We start from the raw sequence: 17707 nt of genomic DNA, 5'->3' as shown, positions 1-17707 counted from the left end.
ATCAACTCCACACCGCTAGAAATCTCGCTTAAGATCCCCAGGGGTAAGGGGATCGAACCATTCGCCCGCCGGACGTCATCAAGGAGTTCACTGAGGAGTGCCGTGCGATCGACGCGGCGAGACGACTGATCAGCGGGGTCAGTGGCATCATCGACCGGGCGAGCAGCAGCCTCGGATACCGCACGCCAACGCAGGAGGCGATGGTGTCATGGACGCCGGTCTGAGCTGCTACGCTCCTTCACCCGTCATTCAGAGCCGGGCCGATCGTGGCACGCACCTTCGGCCAGGATATGGTTTCAACGGAGGGGCAATGTTGGTAAGATGTTTAACGCGAGGCGAGGAGCCGAAATCGCGATCGTACCTCTTCTTGATCCCACCGCGGGTCCTGGTCCATCGATCGGATTACGTACGGTCTCGGGTCTGGTAGTCGAAAGTACACGGGGGAGTTGCAGCACATGGGCGTAAGGCGGTTGATGATCCTTTGCATGTTGCTGGCTTCAGGCGCGACCCCAGACCTCGCTCTGGGCGACGCCCCCCTCGCGTCGGATCTGATCTCGAAGGAATTCGAATCGACCACAGTCCCTCTGATGAGGCGGTATTGCCTGGAGTGCCACTCGACGGAGGAGCAGGAGGGCGACCTCGACCTGGAACGGTTCACCCGTCTGGATCAGGTCCGAAACGCCCCTCGCGTCTGGCAGCGGGTCGCCGAGATGCTCAACAACGGCGAGATGCCCCCGAAGGAATCCCCCCAACCGGGAGAGGCCGAACGGGCACGGCTTCGGGGATGGGTCGGGGGGTTCCTCGCGAGCGAGGCGACGCGGCGGGCTGGCGACCCCGGGCGAGTCGTTCTCCGAAGGCTGAACAACGCCGAATATACCTTCACGCTCCGCGACCTGACGGGTGTCGGCTCGCTCGACCCGGCCCGCGAGTTCCCCGTCGATGGCGCCGCGGGCGAGGGGTTCACCAACACCGGCAACGCCCTGGTGATGTCTCCGTCGCTCGTCACGAAGTACCTCGATGCCGCGAAGGAAATCGCCAGCCACGCCGTCCTGCTGCCCGATGGCTTCCGATTTTCTCCCGGTGCGACCGCTCGCGACTGGACCAATGAGAATCTCGCGAAGATCCGCGATTTCTACCGAGAATTCACCGACCCCCGTGGGGGGGGCGATCAGGTCAATCTCCAGGGGATCATCTTCGACACCAATGAGGGGGGACGCTTGCCCCTGGAACGCTATCTCGCCGCCACCATCGTCGAGCGAGAGGCATTGTCCTCGGGCGCGAAGAGCATCGAGACCTTGGCGAAGGAACGAGATTTGAATCCGAAGTATCTGGGAATCCTCTGGGAGAGCCTGAATCGTCCCGAGCCCTCGCTACTCCTCGGCGATCTCCAGGCGCGATGGAAGGCCGCCAAGACCGAAGATATCCCCTCGATCGTCTCGGAGATCGCGGCCTGGCAGAAGGGGCTCTGGAAGTTCGCCAGCGTCGGTCACATCGGCAAGTTGAACGGCCCCAGGGCCTGGATGGAGCCGGTGAGCCCGCTGATCGCGAGCCAGGAAGTGCGGTTCAAGATCCCGGCCCCGGTCGACGGCAAGGACGTGACCATCTCGATGGTGGCCCGGGACGCCGGGGATGGCAACGATCATGACTTCGTGGTCTGGAAGGAGCCGAGGCTCGTCGCGCCGGGTCGCCCGGATCTCCCCTTGCGGGACGTCCGGCGTGTCGCCCAGGAACTATCGACGAGGCGCGATCGGCTGTTCGCGGAAACGGCGAGGTACCTCGATGCCTCGGCCGAGATCGAGGCCGCCCAGGGTCGTGTCGACGTCGCGAAGCTGGCAAAAGATCGCGGGCTCGATCTCGTCGCACTACGGGCCTGGCTCGATTACCTCGGGATCGTCCCGGCGAAAGCCCTGACCCTGACGGGCTACTTCACCGAGAAGCTCACGCGGGCCGGTGGTCATGACTTCATCAACGGCTGGGGCCGCGACGAAACCCCGCTTCTGTTGGCCAACTCCTCGGACGATCACGTCCGGATTCCCGGCAACATGAAACCGCACGGGATTGCGGTCCACCCCTCGCCAACACTCCGCGCCGTGGTCGGCTGGCTGAGCCCCGCGACGGGGGGGATGAGAGTGGAAGCCTCGGTCACTCACGCCCACACGGAATGCGGGAACGGAGTGACCTGGTCGCTCCAACTCCGCCGAGGCGCGACGCGCCGAATGCTGGCCGAAGGCACCGCGACCGGAAGCAAGGAATGGAAGGTTGGCCCCATCGAAGGGCTTGCCATTCACGAAGGGGACTTCCTGTCGCTCTCGATCGGCCCGCGTGACGGGAACCACTCCTGCGACCTGACGGCGGTCGACCTCAGGGTCGTTGAGAGTGTCGAAGGTGGGCGGTCCTGGGACCTCGCCGCCGATGTCTCGGGAGATATCCTGGCCGGCAACCCCCACGCCGATCGTCAGGGGCACCCGGGAGTCTGGCACTTCATCACGGAGCCGGACAAAGGCGGGACCGAAGCCGGATCGGGAGTCCCGAACGGTTCGGTCGTGGCCCTCTGGCAAGCCGCGAAGACCGTCGAAGAGAAACACCGGATCGCCGAGGAGGCCCGAACGATCCTCACCTCGAACGAGCCGGCCCCGAAAGACAGTCCCGACTCGGCCCTCCGCCGGCAGCTCCGATCGCTCGGCGGTCCGTTGCTCGGCGCAGTCCTCCGTGCGACCCCGGGCGAGGCCCCGCTCACGGGGATTCAAGCGAAGGAAGGGGAGAGCAGGGGGCTCGACCCAACTCTCTTCGGCAAGCACCCCGACGGAAAGGCCACGGATGCCGCGAGCCTCTGCATGAAGGCCCCCGCCGCGATCTCGTTCCAGATCCCGGCCGAGCTTGCGGAAGGGGCCGAGCTGGTCACGACCGGCGTACTTGACCCGGAGACTGGGGCGGAAGGGAGCGTCCAACTCGAAGTAGTCGCCGGTCTCCCTCCTCGCGAGTCGGGCCTGCACCCCAGCGGGGTTACGGTCACTCTCGCCTCCGGACCCTGGACCTCGGACAACCGACGAACCTCCTACACCTCGCCGATCGTCGTCAACGAGGGGAGCGCCAGCCGAATGCGGCTCGAGGCCGCTCTCGACGAGTTCCGCAACCTGTTCCCGGCCGCGCTCTGCTACGCCAAGATCGTCCCGGTCGACGAGGTGGTTACGCTCACCCTGTTCTATCGCGAGGATGGACACCTCGCCAGGCTGATGCTGGACGAGGCCCAGAAGACGCAGCTCGACCGCCTCTGGGACGAGCTTCATTTCATCAGCCGGGATGCCTTGACCCTGGTAGATGCATTCGCGCAGTTGATGGAGTACGCCACCCAGGACGCCGATCCCAAGGTTTTCGAACCGCTTCGAGGGCCGATCAACGAGCGAGCGTCCTCCTTCCGCCGACAACTGATCGAGGCCGAGCCGAAGCATCTCGATGCGCTGGTCGACTTCGCAAGCCTGGCCTATCGCCGCCCCTTGACCGCGCCGGAAGCCGAGCAGCTCCGGGGCCTATACGGCCGCTTGAGAGTGGAAGAGATCCCGCATGAGGAAGCGATCCGCCTGACCCTCTCGCGGATCTTCGTCTCCCCCTCGTTCCTCTACAGGATCGAGAAACCAGGCCCCGGCTCGGGTCAAGGCCCGGTCTCGAACGAGGAATTGGCCACCCGACTGAGCTACTTCCTCTGGTCTTCCGGCCCCGATCGGGAACATCGGGAGCTGGCCGCGTCGGGCCGGCTGGCCGATCCCGAGACGTTCTCGGCCCAGGCTAGCCGGATGCTCCGCGATGACAAAGTCCGGCGACTGGCCACGGAATTCGCCTGCCAGTGGCTCCACATCGCCGACTTCGACCAGCTCGACGAAAAGAGCGAGCGGCACTTCCCCACGTTCCTCGGGCTCCGGGGCGCGATGTACGAGGAATCGGTCCGATTCTTCACCGATCTCTTCCAGAACGACGGATCGGTGCTCGGCATCCTCGATGCCGATCACACGTTCCTGAACGGGCCGCTGGCCGAGCATTACGGGATCCCCCGAGACCCTGACGACAAGCCCGAGGACTGGCGAAGGGTCGACGGGATCAATCGCTACGGCCGGGGCGGTATCCTGGGCCAGGCAACGACGCTGAGCAAACAATCGGGAGCCTCGCGAACAAGCCCGACCCTCCGAGGTAACTGGATCAGCGAGGTCATTCTGGGAGAACGACTGCCCCGTCCGCCCAAGGGAGTGCCGCAGCTCCCCGACGACGAGGCCGCCACCGATGGCCTGACGGTCCGGCAACTCGTCGAGAAGCACGCCAGCGACCCGAAATGCGTCGTCTGCCACCAGCGGATCGACCCACTCGGTTTCTCGCTCGAGGGCTTCGACGCGATCGGTCGACTTCGGGAGAAGGATCTGGGCAACCGACCGATCGACACCCACTCGCGGGCGATGGACGGTGCCGAGTTCGAGGGGCTCGAAGGTTTGAAAGCTTATCTCCTCACCGCCCGTCGGGACGCCTTCCTGAAGCAGTTTTGCCGGAAGCTCCTCGGCTTCGCACTGGGCCGAGCGACCCAGATTTCCGACGAGACGTTGCTGACCGAGATGCGTACCAAGCTCGAAGCGAACGGTTTCCGGATCGGCTCGGCGATCGAGGTGATCGTCGGGAGCCGCCAGTTCCGCGAGATCCGCGGCAGCGAGACCGCTTACACGGATTGAGATCTTTCCACACTACTTTCCCCGACCGGAGTCGCCCCGGATGATGACCCACCGATTCAGCCGCCGAACGATGCTCCGAGGGCTCGGCGTCTCGATGGCACTCCCCTGGCTCGAGTCTCGCCCCGTCTGGGGGGACGAACCATCGGCCAATCGGGGGTCGAGCGAGGCCCCCGTCCGACTAGGCATCCTGTTCGCGGGCAACGGATTCCACAGCAAGGAGTGGTGGGCCCGAGGCTCGGGCAAGGGGATGGAACTGGGCCAGGTGCTCGCCCCCTTGCAGGACTTCCGCGAGAAGTTGCTCTTCGTCCAGGGCCTCTATAACGAACAGGCCTTGAAGGGGAACATCCATAGCTCGCAGACCGGAAACCTTCTTTCCGGCTCCCCGCTGGCCTCCGGCGGCGAGATCCGCTCGGGAACGAGCGTCGACCAGTGGCTCGCCGCGACCTATGGCCGCTCGACCAAGGTGCCCAGCCTGGTCCTCGGCTGCGAGAAGTCGAACCCGTCGGTTCACAAGAATTACTCGATGCTTTATAGCTCGCACATCTCGTGGACCTCGCCGACGACCCCGACGCCGCTCGAACTCTATCCCGCACTTGCCTTCGATCGGCTCTTCAAGGACGAGATCCGGCAGGGCGACCAGAGCGTGCTCGACGCCGTCCTGGAGGACGCCAGCGACCTCCGACGCCAGGTCAGTTCGACCGATCAGCAGAAGCTCGACGAGTACCTCGAATCCGTCCGGGATGTCGAACGTCGGATCGAGGGGGCGGGGCGGCGGGGCGAGCTTCAGGGCTGGCGGCCCACGCTCGACAAGCCGAACATCCCCCGGCCGCCCGAAGGGATCCCCCAGGACATCGCCGACCACATGCGGCTGATGTGCGACATCCTCGTCCTCGGCTTCCAGACCGACACCACGCGGATCACCACGCTCAAGCTGAACAACGACCACTCTTCGCTCCGCTTCCCGAACCTGGGCGTGGATTACATGATCCACCACCTCCTCTCCCACTCCGACACCGCGGACTGGCTGAAGGTGAATCAGTTCTTCGTCGGCCAGCTGGCCTACATCGCCCGGAAGCTGGACGCGATCCAGGAGGGGGAACGCACCGCCCTGGATAACTCGATGCTGATGTTCTGCTCGAGCATGATGAGCGGCGGCCACGACGCCTCGCAGCTCCCGGTCGTGATGCTGGGCGGCGGCGGCGGGAAGATCCAGACCGGGAAGGTACTCGACTACCGGAAAGAATCAAATCGTCAAATGTGCCGACTCTACCTCTCGATGATGGAAAAGATGGACGTCCGGCTCGATCGCTTCGGCGATGCCACCGAGGCGCTCGCGGAGGTCTGATCGACGAGGAGGTCCCGGGCAGGAAAAACGGCCACCGAGGCCCGGCTCGACGAGCCTCGGTGACCAACCCGGAACTCCGACTTGTCGGGTTCGAGAGAAAAGGATGCGATTCGATGCTTCGTCCGAACTTGTCGCGGATCGCCTCCCTTGTGACATCCTTCATGGGTTGCTCAGATCGGTAGTCGTAGCTGCTGGGCAGTGCGAGGCTCCTGCTCGACGTCGAGTGAGGACACCGTCACGCCAAGGAGCCTAATACCCTTGGAGACGGGAAAGAGAGGCTCGAGTAACACCGACACGAGTTCCTCGAGCAACGTGCGCGATGCAATGGCCCCGTCCACGCTTCGGCTGCGGGTGATCTGCTGGAAATCGGCATATTTGGCCTTGAGCGTCGCCGTCCGGCCCCGGATCTTCGAGCCTCGCAGTAGGACCATACCTTGGTGATCAGCGGATCGAGGGCGGCGCGAGCTTCCTCGGCCGTGAATATGTCGGCGTGGAAGGTCGTCTCGGCGCCGATCGACTTGCGAACGCGGTCCGAGCGGACGGGGCGATCGTCGATCCCCCGCGCGAGCGAGAAGTAATAGGGGCCGGCCTTGCCGAAGTGCTGCTGGAGGAACGACAGCGTCTGGCTTCTCAGGTCTCCGCCATGGTGGATCCCCAGACTTTTCATCTTCGCGGCCGTCACCGGGCCAATCCCGTGGAACTTCCCCACAGGTAGATTCTCGACGAATGCCGGGCCCAGCCTCGGCGTGATGACGAACAGCCCGTCGGGCTTCCGCTCGTCGGAGGCCATCTTCGCGAGGAACTTGTTGTAGGAGACTCCGGCGGAGGCGGTGAGGCCCGTCTCCGAGCGAATCTTCGCCCGGATCTCCTCGGCGATCTCGGTGGCCGAAGGCATCGCCTTCAAGTTCTCGGTGACGTCGAGATAGGCCTCGTCGAGCGAGAGTGGCTCGATGAGGGGCGTGTACTCGGCGAAGATCGCCCGGATCTGGTGCGAGACCGATCGGTAGACGTCGAACCGGGGCTTCACGAAGATCAGCTCGGTACATTTCCGCCTCGCGGTGACGGAAGGCATGGCGGAGCGGACACCGAACTTGCGAGCCTCGTAGCTCGCAGCCGCCACGACGCCACGCTCGCGCGAGCCTCCCACGGCGACCGGCTTGCCGCGAAGCTCGGGATCGTCACGCTGCTCGACGGACGCATAGAAAGCGTCCATGTCGATGTGGATGATTTTTCGATGCTGCCTGGAGACGTCCAAGTTCACGATCTCCCGCGTGGCCCGTTCTTTTTTGCCACGGGTAGAAAAGTCTCACGAGAATTTACCACATGGATGTCCAGCAGTGTACGTGCGAACGCCAGGTTCGATGGCCGAAATCGGCCAATGAGGTTGGCCAACGCCAAATTTGCTATAATTCTCCACCACGCAAACCGATGCGGCTTCGACGCTATCATTTCCCACCGCGAGGTCGTTTTGCGCTGGATCTATTACAACGAAAACGCCGAAGAGGCTGCCGAGCGCGAGGAGATCGTCGCCAGGATCGACGCCAGGTGGCGAGCGTTCGAGGGAAAGGTGGGCGAACTCAAGAGTCTCTTCAATCAGGAGACTCGATGGGACTTACCCCGGTGGATGGACGACCATCTCCGCCCGATTCATCCCAAGATCATGTGGGAATACGGACCGGCGGTCTGCGGCGATGGCCACCGGCTCGTCCTGACGCCCGAATCGGCGCGAGAACTCCGGCCCCTGGTCGATAAGATTCTCGAACGCGCCCCGTCCATAACGGGCTGGGAATTCTACGACGCGCGACTCCCCGAAGATCTGGAGTCGACGCAAGCCACGGTCAGTGGTCGTGCATCCTATGACATCGACGATTTCCTGGTCAGAGCCTCAGTCGGCGACAAGCGGCTGATCGACCTTTGCTACTATTCGCCGAACATCGAAACCGCCGAGGACGAGGCGGCCTTCAACGCGGCTTTCGTCGCAACCGAAACGCTCCTCGGTGAAAACTGTCTAGACCGCTGGATCGGGGCGATTGAGATTCGCCCCGATCCCAAGGCCGGGGTCGCCGGTCGCGGCGTTCCGCGCCACGCCATCAAGCTCGACCGGTTGAAGGAGACGGTAGACGCCGCCATCGCGAGCATCCGAGACCAGCTCCCACCGACCCCGCACCATGATTGGGCGGGAGGGGCCGAGTGGACGATGTGGAAGCTCGAGCCCGAGCCGGCCGATGACTTTTATGGTCAGGCCGACCTCTTCGTCGGAAAGCCCCCCAATCCTGCGATGTGGATCGCGGCCCACTCCGGGAGTCCGTTCGATTCCGAACGCTTCACGCGGTGCGGCGAGACGTTTTGCTACCTGAAGATCGATGGAGCCGAAGGACTCGGCAACTCGAAGTTTACCGACAAGGGTGACATCGAAGACGCTCTCGACGAGGCGCTGATCCCTCGCGGGCTCGGTTGCCAGGTAGGCGGAGGGATGGGTCTGCGTTACGCCTACATCGACCTGGCCCTCACCGACGTCCCGGTAGCGATCACCTCGATTCGCGAGCGTCTGCAGGTGGGAGGATTGCCCAAGCGATCCTGGATTCTCTTCTTCGACTCCGACCTGGCGAACGAATGGGTCGGCGTTTACGACGACACTCCAGAGCCGCCTGGATGTCCGAACAACTGGCGCCGAGGGGGCCTCGCGTTTGAGGCCGACCCATAGCTAAGCGACCGGACCGGATCGCCTGGTCATCTCGTAGGGCAGGCTTCCGCCGGACCTGTGCGAGAGAATTTCGATAAAGTCCTTGTCTAACTGCCTGGGAGAATGGGGCCGATGTCGTTGGAAATTCCGACGCGCGACGAGTTGTACGTCCGGTATGTGGACCAGTTGCCCTTCGAGCCCTACCCGGTCCAGGACCTCGCGCTAGCGGCCTGGTTCGAGTCCGAGCAGGGGGTCCTCGTCTGCGCGCCGACGGGCACGGGCAAGACCCTGATCGCCGAGGCGGCCCTCTTCGAGGCGCTCCATACGGGGAAGGTCGCCTATTACACGACGCCCCTGATCGCGCTGACCGAGCAGAAATTCCAGGAAATGCAGGACCGCGCGGTCGAGTGGGGCTTCCGCCGCGAGGACGTGGGGCTGGTCACCGGCAGCCGCAAGGTCAACCCCGAGGCCCCGGTGCTCATCGTCGTGGCCGAGATCCTCCTCAACCGTTTGCTCAGCCGGTCCGACTTCTCCGACGTGACGGCTTGCGTCATGGACGAGTTTCACAACTTCGCCGAGACGGAGCGCGGGATCGTCTGGGAGCTGTCGCTCGGCATGCTGCCCAAGCACGTCCGCCTGCTCTTGCTCTCGGCGACGGTCGGGAACTCGGCCGAGTTCGTCGGCTGGCTGGCGAGGCAGCACGACCGCAAGATCGCGCTGGTCGAGGGCAAGGAACGCCGGGTGCCGCTGACCTACGAATGGGTGCCCGACAAGTTCCTCAACGAGCAGCTCGTCGTGATGGCGGGCGGTGACGAAGAAGGTCCTCGGACCCCCGCCCTGGTCTTCTGCTTCGATCGCGAGGAATGCTGGAGCGTCGCCGAGAACGTCATGGGCAAGGACCTCAACCTGTCCGATGAGAAGAAAAAGGACCTGCACGACCGGGTTAACGCGGTCGACTTCAGCCAGGGAGCTGGCCCCAAGCTCAAAAGATTGCTCCACCGAGGGGTCGGCGTCCACCACGCGGGGCTCTTGCCGAAGTATCGCCTGGTCGTCGAGGATCTCTTCCAGCGTAAACTCCTCCCCGTCGTCGTCTGCACCGAGACCCTGGCGGCCGGCATCAATCTCCCGGCACGCTCGGTGGTGCTCTCGTCGCTGGTGAAAGGGCCCTTCGGCGCCAAGAAGCTGATCGACCCCAGCATCGCCCACCAGATCTTCGGCCGGGCCGGCCGGCCGCAGTTCGACGACAAAGGCTTCGTCTACGCCCTGGCCCACTCGGACGACGTCGACATCCTGAGGTGGAAGGCGAAGTACGATGCCATCCCCGAGGACACCCGCGATCCGGGCCTGATGAAGGCGAAGAAGGCCCTCAAGAAGAAGAAGCCGAAGCGTCGCGAGACGGAGCAATACTGGGTCGAGGGGCACTTCAACCAGCTCCAGGCCGCCCCGCCCGGCAAGCTCTACAGCAAGGGGCCGCTACCCTGGCGGTTGCTAGCCTATCTGCTCGAAGTCTCGCCGGAAGTCGAGGGCATCCGCGCCGCCGTCCGCAAGCGGATGATGGACGATCCGCGGATCGCGGCGGGCGAGAAGGCGCTCGACCGGATGCTGCTGGCCCTGCGCGACGGCGGATTCGTGACCCTGAGCCCCGAGCCTCCGGCGCCACCGGAGGCCGGCCAGCCACCGATGCCTTACACGCCGGCCCAGGCCCATCCGACGCCCGCGCTGGCGAAACTGCTGGCGTTCCGGAGCATCCATCCCCTCTACGGCGCCTACCTGGCCGAGATCCTGGCCGGGGCCGATGCCGACGAGCGTGTGCAAGCGATGGAGAGCGCCCTGGAGGTACCCGGCCCGGTCCGGAAGCGTCTCCGAGTCCCGCTCAAGCTTCTGGAGTCGGGAGCCCTTGCCACCACGAAGCTCGACGCCGAGTTGATCCAGCGTGGCCTCATGGCCGCGAAAGTCGAGGAAGCGGAAGAGGACGATGATGACGATTGGGAGAAGAGACCGCCGACCCTGGCGGAGAAGCTCCGGTCCTACTTCGACCACTGCTATCCCGACATCACCGATGTCCGCTCTCACCCGCTCTGGTGCGTCGGCGAGCTGATCGAGTTCGGCGGCAACTTCAACAAGTTCGTGACGAGCCTCGATCTGACCAAGCAGGAGGGGATCATTTTCCGCCATATCCAGCGCATGATCATGCTCTGCGGCGAGTTCGAACGGGCATGCGTTCTTGATGGCGACGCCAACCCCTCCACTCTCGCCTGGCGGTCCGAGCTGCACGAGATGGCCGCGAAGTTGACCGAGAGTTGCCGGGTTGTCGACCCGACCAGCACCGATCAATTGATCGCGAAGATCGGCGAGCCCGACATGATCGATGCCGAGGCGGAGAAGATTGCGGGCGGGGTGACCTGAGTGCGTCGCCCCGTATGTTTAGTTGAAGCGGCATCGTTGGTTGTCTCCGGACTGGATCTGGGCGGGGGTCCAGCCGAGGTAGGGCTGGACCCCCGACTCCTGAAACATGGCCCGTGCCGAGGGATCGAGTCCCGGCTGACGAAGGAAGGGGAGCACCGCCAGGGTGCGGAACAGGAGCGAGTCGTCGATCCCGGCCGGCTCCCGTAGCACGGCCAGGCCATCAGAGGCCGCACTCCCCGCCGCAGCCCAGCAAGAACGGACGGCTTATGCCCCGGGTCCACTCGACTCCCATGACGTACCTCCCGGGTCGCCTGATCCTCCGGCCTCGAATGCTTAGCTCCTATCGTCTTCCCCCGAGCCTTGATCATCCGGACCGAGGTGGATTCTGGCGTCCAAGACGCGTATAGTTCGAAATAGAGGTGAAGGACGGGGGGTCGTGCCCGGGAGATCGAATCTCCCTTTCCGTCTCCACTTCTCCCGGCAGGCCTTCGTCGATCGATTGACGAACGTCGCCGCACCCGCATGCGATCGGGTTACTAGCGATGCTACAGATCCGGGATCGGAGTCGAACACTCCTGGCCCAGGAGGATGAACTCCGGCTAGGAGGCGGGGCCGAAGGCATCGCCCGTCAGCGGCGGCTTGGTCGCCTGACGGCCCGAGAACGGATCGCTTCGCTACTCGACGAGGACGGAGGGTTCTTCGAACTGGGGCTCTGGTCGGCGTACAAGATGTACTCCGAATGGGGCGATGTTCCCGCGGCGGGGGTGATCGGGGGAATCGGGACGATCGAGGGGCGACCGTGCTTGGTCATCGCCAATGATGCCACGGTGAAGGCCGGGGCGATGTTCCCGCAGTCGGTGAAGAAAGTCCTGCGGCTCCAGCGAATCGCCTGGCTTTTCCGGCTCCCGGTGGTCTACCTGGTCGACTCGGCGGGGGTCTTCCTCCCGCTCCAGGATGAGATCTTCCCGGATGAGGACGACTTCGGCCGGATCTTCCGTAATAATGCGGTCTTCTCGGCCGCCGGAATCCCCCAGTACGCGGCCATCATGGGAAGCTGCGTCGCGGGCGGGGCTTACTTGCCGGTGCTCTGCGACATGGTCCTGATGACCGAGGGTAGCCACCTCTATCTGGCCGCCCCAGCGTTGGTCAAGGCGGCGATCGGGCAGGACGTCGCCCCCGAGGATCTCGGCGGTGCCGCGATGCACTCCGCCATCAGCGGGACCGTCGACTTCCGCGAACCGGACGACCCGAGCTGCCTCCGGAGGCTCCGCTCACTCTTCGCGTTGCTACCCTCCGACGATCGCGGATCCGTCCCGGATCGATCGATCGCGGCCGCCGAGCCCGCTCGCGATCCGGAGGAGATCTACGAGATCGATTCGGGTGATGGGAGGTCGGTTTACGACGTCCGAGACCTCTTGAGTCACGTCGTCGACCGCGATTCCGTGCAGGAGTACAAGGCTGAGTACGGGCCGACGCTCGTCACCATGTACGCCAGGATCGGAGGCCGACCGGTCGGGATCGTCGCCAATCAACGAGGCCGTTGCAGCTCGGGTGCGGGCGAGTTACAGATTGGCGGCGTACTCTACCCCGACAGTGTTGAAAAGGCCGCCCGATTCGTCATGGACTGCAACCAGACCGGGATCCCCCTGGTCTTCATCCAGGACGTCCAGGGTTTCATGGTGGGCAAGGCCGCCGAGCGATCGGGGATCATCCGGTCCGGGGCGAAGCTGGTCAACGTGGTCAGCAATTCGATGGTCCCGAAAATCACGATCATCGTCGGGGGCTCGTTCGGGGCGGGGAATTACGCCCTCTGCGGCAAGGCGTACGACCCCTGGCTGATCCTGGCCTGGCCCAACGCCCGTTACGCGGTGATGGGCCCAGACCAGGCATCCGAAACCCTCCTGAGCCTCCGGATCCGGGCCGCCGAGCGTGAGGGGCGGCCGTTGGGCGACGCGGAAGTCCAGAGTATGAGAGAGACGATCCGGTCGCAATACGAGGCCCAGAGCGATATCCGCTATGGGGCGGCCCGGGGCTGGGTCGATGCGATCATCCCCCCGCACGAGACTCGACGATGGCTCGACCTGGCACTCCGGTCGATCCCGTCCCATCGCGATCCGGGATCCTTCCGGACCGGCGTGCTCCAGGTCTGATCGGAGGGACTCCCATGACTCGACCCATCCGGATCGGCAATGCCCAGGGCTTCTGGGGCGACCGCGCCGATGCGGCCGCCGAGATGCTCGCCCGGGAGCCCGAACTGGACTACCTCACCTCCGATTATCTCGCCGAGGTCTCGCTCTCGATCCTGGCCATCCAGCGCGATCGAGACCCTTCGCTCGGCTACGCCCGAGATTTCGTCGAGGTCGTCCGCTCGCTCGCCCCTTACTGGCGAGACGGGGGGGGATGCCGCCTGATTACCAATGCCGGCGGCCTCAATCCCGAAGGCTGCGCCCGGGCCTGCGCCCGCGTGCTCCGCGAGTCCGGCGTTGGGCCGATGCCTATCGGGATCGTCGAAGGTGACGACGTCCTGTCGGTCCTCGAGGGCTCCGACGGATCCGGCGCGACATCCGAGCTATCCTCCAATCTCGACGATGGGCGCCCCATCTCGGACGTCCTCGACCGGCTGGTCACGGCCAATGCCTACATCGGCGCGTCGGCGATCGTGGAAGCGCTGGCCATGGGAGCCAGGATCGTCATCACCGGTCGGGTGGCCGACCCGAGCATGACTGTCGGCCCTTGCGTCCATGAGTTTGGCTGGAAGTGGGATGAATACGATCGGATCGCCGGGGCCACGATCGCCGGACACCTGATCGAGTGCGGGACCCAGGTCACCGGGGGAATCTCGACCGACTGGCTCGATGTGCCCGATCCGGCCCATATCGGCTTCCCGATCGTCGAGGTGGATGCCGGCGGTAACTGCGTCGTGACCAAACCTGTCGGGACCGGCGGCCTGGTCTCCGCGATGACGGTCAAGGAACAACTCATCTATGAGATTGGCGATCCCGCCCGATACCTGAGCCCCGACGCCACCGTCTCGTTCCTGGGCCTCCACGTCGAGCAGGTCGGTGCCGACCGGGTGACCGTCACCGGCGCGATCGGCGGACCGGCTCCTACTTCCTACAAGGTCAGCGCGACCGTCCGGGACGGATATCGGGCCCAGGGGATACTGACGATCTTCGGCAGGAATGCCGTCGCCAAGGCCCGACGCTGCGGAGAGATCGTCCTCGACCGGGTCGGAGAGGCCGGGTACGAACTCCGCGAGGCGACTGTCGAGTGTCTTGGAGCGGGTGACGTGGTCCCCGGCGTCCGTTCGAGTTTAGATCGCTCGGAGTTGATGGAGGTCGTGCTTCGAATCGCCGTGGCGGACGAGTCGAGGGAGGCCGTCGAACGGTTCTCGAAGGAACTCATGCCCCTGATCACGGCCGGGCCGCCGGGCACGACCGGATATGCCGAGGGGAGGCCGAAGGTCCACCAGCTCTTCCGATACTGGCCCTGCCTGATCGATCGTAGCCTGGTCAAGCCTCGCGCGACCCTGATGACTGCGACCCACGAATGACCATCCCGATCTCGTCCCACCGATGGTGAGGGCCTGGAAATGAAAGACTTCGACATCAAGCCGGCCGCACACCCCAGGACCGAGCCCATCCGACTCGGCGAGATCGCCCGCGCCCGGAGCGGCGACAAGGGGACGAGTGCCAATATCGGGATCATCGTCGAGTCGCGGGCGGCCTATGACCTCTTGGTCGGCCAATTGACCCCAGAGCGGGTGGCCGAGTACTTCGAGCCGATGGGGGTCATCGGCATCGATCGATACGAATTACCGAATCTTCGTGCCTTGAACTTCGTTCTAAGGGGCATCCTCGGTCGGGGAACTCGGGTCGACTCCCAGGGCAAGGCTCTCGGGCAGGCGATCCTGGAGATGCCGATCATGCTCCCCGAGGGGAGATGGCCCGCCGACTGAATCGAGGAGATCATGACCGAGAGCACACTCCTGGTCGAACGGCCGTGCCCAGGAATCGCCGAATTGGTCCTGAACCGGCCCGACCGACGTAACGCCTTGAATTACGCCTTGATGGCCGAGATCGTCGGCGCCATCGAGGAACTCTCCGCCGACACGAGTTGCCGTGTACTGATCCTCCGGGGCGAAGGGCCGGTCTTCTGCGCGGGGCTCGATCTCCACGAGACCCTGGACCCGGCCTTCTCCGAGTCGACCGCCCAGGGGGTCGGGCGAGTCCTGAGCCTGATCGCCTCGACGCCGCTGGTCACGATCGCCGTGGCGCACGGCGTGGCTTCGGCCGGGGGGGCGGGCCTCCTGGCCGCGTGCGACTTCGCCATCGTGTCGGAGGAGTTGAAGATCGTCTTCCCCGAGGTCCGCAGAGGACTGGTCCCCGCACTGGTCGCGACGGTCCTGAGGAAGAAGCTGAAGGACGCCGACCTCCGCGAGTTATTCCTGCTGGCCGAGCCGATCGACGCGAATCGGGCACGTTCGATGGGGCTGGTCCATCGGGTGGTCGCCCGAAATTGCCTGCGCGAGGAGGCCAGGCGGATTGCAAGCCTGGTCCTTCAAGGGGCACCGCAGGCCGTCCAGAGTACGAAAGAGCTACTGGCCTCGCTTGGATCGTCCGTCGATCGCGAAGCATCCGAGATTGCCCTGGAGTATCACATCCAGGCCAGGATTGGCGTGGAGGCGAGGGAGGGCCTCGCCGCGTTCCTCGAGAAGCGCGAGCCCCGATGGGGGTGAGGAGTCCCGATCATGGCATCCACGAACACGACCACCGATGTCCAGGCCGAGCGAGTTCGGACCCGCGAGCAGCAGATCAAGCAAGCCGAGGAACTCCTCTTCTCCGGCCCGCAGCGGCTCGGAGTGGCCAAGGGCCTGTTCTGGGGTCGATTCGTGGACGACTGGGTGATTCCCTACCCGCGGCTCTCGACCGAGGAACGGCCGAAAGTCGAGGCCGCCCTCGGCGAGCTCCGGAGATTCTGCGACGCCTCGCTCGACCCGTCGAGCATCGATCGCCAGGCCGACATCCCCCGATCGGTCATCGATGGCCTCGGGAGGCTTGGGATCCTGGGAATGACCGCGCCGGAGACGTTGGGGGGAAGCGGATTCTCGCAGTTGGCCTATTGCAAGATCCTCGAAGAGCTGGGCTCCCGCTGCAGTTCGACGTCGATCTTCGTCAACGCCCACCACTCGATCGGGATGCGAGCCTTGCTCCTGTTCGGGACCGAAGAACAGAAGCGTCGATGGCTTCCCGCGATGATCCGCGGCGAGGACCTGGCCGCCTTCGCCTTGACCGAGCCCGAAGCCGGCTCCGACGCGGCCAACGTGCAGACCACCGCCACACTCAGCGAGGACGGCTCGCACTACATCTTGAACGGTCAGAAGCGTTACATCACCAACGGGGCCCTGGCCCAGGTCCTCACCGTGATGGCCCGAACGATCGTACCCGGCCGCGACGAATCGTCGGTGACGGCCTTCCTGGTCTCGCCGGACATGCCCGGCTTCCGGGTCGTCGAACCCCGGATGGAGAAGCTCGGGATCCGAGGTACGGCCACGGCGAAACTCGCGTTCGAGGACATGCCGGTCCCCAGGGAGAACATCCTTGGCCCTCTCGGAAAGGGGCTCAAGGTCGCGCTGACGGTCCTCGACTTCGGCCGGACGACCTTCGGTGCCTGTTGTACCGGCTCGGCCAAGACCTGCCTGGCCCTGGCGATCCGCCACGCCCGGTCGCGCCGGCAGTTCGGCCGGACACTCGGCGAGTTTGAGTTGGTCGGATCGAAGATCGCCCGGATGGCGGCGGCCACCTACGCGATGGAAGCGATGACGACGGTCACGGCCAGCCTGATCGATCGGGGACTGGACGACTACATGCTCGAGACCGCCATGCTGAAGGTCTGGAGTACCGAGGCCCTCTGGATGATCGTCAACGACGCCTTCCAGATCCACGGCGGGGCCGCCTACTTCACCGACCACCCGATGGAACGGATCCTCCGAGACGCACGGATCAATCAGATCGGCGAGGGGGCCAACGAGGTCCTGACCTCCTTCATCGCGATGGCCGGCATGAAAGGACCCGGCGAGCATTTCCGAGACGTCCGAGATGCCGCTTCCCGACCGTTCGGCAACCTAGGGACAATCGGCCGGTTTGCCGCCGAGCAGGCAGGAGACTGGCTCAGGACCCCGGATGTACCGGTGCAAGCCGATTCGTTGCGACCGCAAGCTCGCGAACTTGCCCGCCTGATCCGACAATTCGGACTCGCGGTCAAGGGGGCCATGATTCGCCATCGCGAGGAGATCATCGAGCGTCAACTCGTCCACGAACGGATCGCGCAGGCCGCCATGGAACTCTATGCCTCGGCCTGCGTCCTCAGCCGGTACGACGCCGAGCTAAGCGGAATGCTCGACCAAGATCGATCCGCAGGAGAGGCCGGCCACGCCGCTAGGCTGTTCCTGAAATCGTCCGCACGACGGATTCGCGAACACCTCGGTCGCTTGAATGACAATGAGGACGCGCTGTCGAGGGCCGCGTCGCGAGACGCGCTCGGCGAGCCGTGACCACGACGACC

10 protein-coding genes and 1 pseudogene are annotated in these 17707 nt (G+C 64.7%); 9 read left to right on the top strand and 2 right to left on the bottom strand.

Annotated features, from left to right (window positions below; translation table 11 throughout):
- Positions 1 to 455: 455 nt before the first annotated feature.
- On the top strand, positions 456 to 4709 hold the full coding sequence (locus tag P12x_RS16985) for a DUF1592 domain-containing protein (RefSeq protein ID WP_435005564.1): 4254 nt from the start codon (positions 456 to 458) through the stop codon (positions 4707 to 4709).
- 43 nt (positions 4710 to 4752) lie between these two features.
- The gene (locus tag P12x_RS16980; RefSeq protein WP_435011676.1) at positions 4753 to 6054 is read left to right on the top strand and encodes a DUF1552 domain-containing protein; all 1302 of its coding nucleotides are present in this window, start codon (positions 4753 to 4755) and stop codon (positions 6052 to 6054) included.
- 170 nt (positions 6055 to 6224) lie between these two features.
- On the opposite strand, the pseudogene dinB reads toward P12x_RS16980, so the two are convergent.
- Positions 6225 to 7267 (bottom strand): annotated as a pseudogene (dinB, locus tag P12x_RS16975) (DNA polymerase IV).
- A gap of 255 nt (positions 7268 to 7522) precedes the next feature.
- Here dinB and P12x_RS16970 point away from each other — a divergent pair.
- Both P12x_RS16970 and P12x_RS16965 read left to right on the top strand, forming a co-directional pair.
- Complete coding sequence (locus tag P12x_RS16970) at positions 7523 to 8758, top strand: hypothetical protein (RefSeq protein WP_435005563.1); 1236 nt, start codon at positions 7523 to 7525, stop codon at positions 8756 to 8758.
- Between the two features lie 111 nt (positions 8759 to 8869).
- Positions 8870 to 11143, top strand: a complete 2274-nt coding sequence (locus P12x_RS16965) for a DEAD/DEAH box helicase (protein ID WP_435005562.1) — start codon at positions 8870 to 8872, stop codon at positions 11141 to 11143.
- An 18-nt stretch (positions 11144 to 11161) separates the two neighbouring features.
- Here the strand turns inward: P12x_RS16965 and P12x_RS16960 are convergent, their stop codons facing one another.
- Positions 11162 to 11353 carry a hypothetical protein gene (locus P12x_RS16960; protein WP_435005561.1) on the bottom strand — a complete coding sequence of 64 codons (192 nt, stop codon included), beginning with the start codon at positions 11351 to 11353 and terminating at the stop codon, positions 11162 to 11164.
- Between the two features lie 332 nt (positions 11354 to 11685).
- Between P12x_RS16960 and P12x_RS16955 the strand changes: the two genes are divergently transcribed.
- From P12x_RS16955 to P12x_RS16935, 5 genes are read left to right on the top strand one after another with little or no spacing between them, the layout of a single operon-like run.
- Positions 11686 to 13293 (top strand): acyl-CoA carboxylase subunit beta, encoded by a 1608-nt coding sequence (locus P12x_RS16955; protein WP_435005559.1) that lies wholly within the window; start codon positions 11686 to 11688, stop codon positions 13291 to 13293.
- Between the two features lie 14 nt (positions 13294 to 13307).
- Positions 13308 to 14696 carry an acyclic terpene utilization AtuA family protein gene (locus P12x_RS16950; RefSeq protein ID WP_435005558.1) on the top strand — a complete coding sequence of 463 codons (1389 nt, stop codon included), beginning with the start codon at positions 13308 to 13310 and terminating at the stop codon, positions 14694 to 14696.
- A gap of 39 nt (positions 14697 to 14735) precedes the next feature.
- Positions 14736 to 15101 carry an AtuA-related protein gene (locus P12x_RS16945; protein WP_435005556.1) on the top strand — a complete coding sequence of 122 codons (366 nt, stop codon included), beginning with the start codon at positions 14736 to 14738 and terminating at the stop codon, positions 15099 to 15101.
- A 12-nt stretch (positions 15102 to 15113) separates the two neighbouring features.
- A complete protein-coding gene (locus P12x_RS16940; protein ID WP_435005554.1) occupies positions 15114 to 15881 on the top strand; it encodes an enoyl-CoA hydratase/isomerase family protein in 768 nt (255 codons plus the stop codon).
- 12 nt (positions 15882 to 15893) lie between these two features.
- Positions 15894 to 17696, top strand: a complete 1803-nt coding sequence (locus P12x_RS16935) for an acyl-CoA dehydrogenase family protein (RefSeq protein WP_435005552.1) — start codon at positions 15894 to 15896, stop codon at positions 17694 to 17696.
- The last annotated feature ends 11 nt before the right edge of the window (positions 17697 to 17707 follow it).

It is taken from the genome of Tundrisphaera lichenicola, assembly GCF_051175385.1.
Classification (GTDB): domain Bacteria; phylum Planctomycetota; class Planctomycetia; order Isosphaerales; family Isosphaeraceae; genus Tundrisphaera; species Tundrisphaera lichenicola.
The sequence above is the reverse complement of the archived record's forward strand: the minus strand, read 5'-3'. Positions and strand labels throughout refer to the sequence as shown.

Bases quoted from the DNA above. Each gene is read 5' to 3' on its own strand.
- P12x_RS16985 (WP_435005564.1), top strand. From the start codon at position 456: ATGGGCGTAAGGCGGTTGATGATCCTTTGCATGTTGCTGGCTTCAGGC.
- P12x_RS16980 (WP_435011676.1), top strand. From the start codon at position 4,753: ATGACCCACCGATTCAGCCGCCGAACGATGCTCCGAGGGCTCGGCGTC.
- P12x_RS16965 (WP_435005562.1), top strand. From the start codon at position 8,870: ATGTCGTTGGAAATTCCGACGCGCGACGAGTTGTACGTCCGGTATGTG.
- P12x_RS16955 (WP_435005559.1), top strand. From the start codon at position 11,686: ATGCTACAGATCCGGGATCGGAGTCGAACACTCCTGGCCCAGGAGGAT.
- P12x_RS16950 (WP_435005558.1), top strand. From the start codon at position 13,308: ATGACTCGACCCATCCGGATCGGCAATGCCCAGGGCTTCTGGGGCGAC.
- P12x_RS16945 (WP_435005556.1), top strand. From the start codon at position 14,736: ATGAAAGACTTCGACATCAAGCCGGCCGCACACCCCAGGACCGAGCCC.
- P12x_RS16940 (WP_435005554.1), top strand. From the start codon at position 15,114: ATGACCGAGAGCACACTCCTGGTCGAACGGCCGTGCCCAGGAATCGCC.
- P12x_RS16935 (WP_435005552.1), top strand. From the start codon at position 15,894: ATGGCATCCACGAACACGACCACCGATGTCCAGGCCGAGCGAGTTCGG.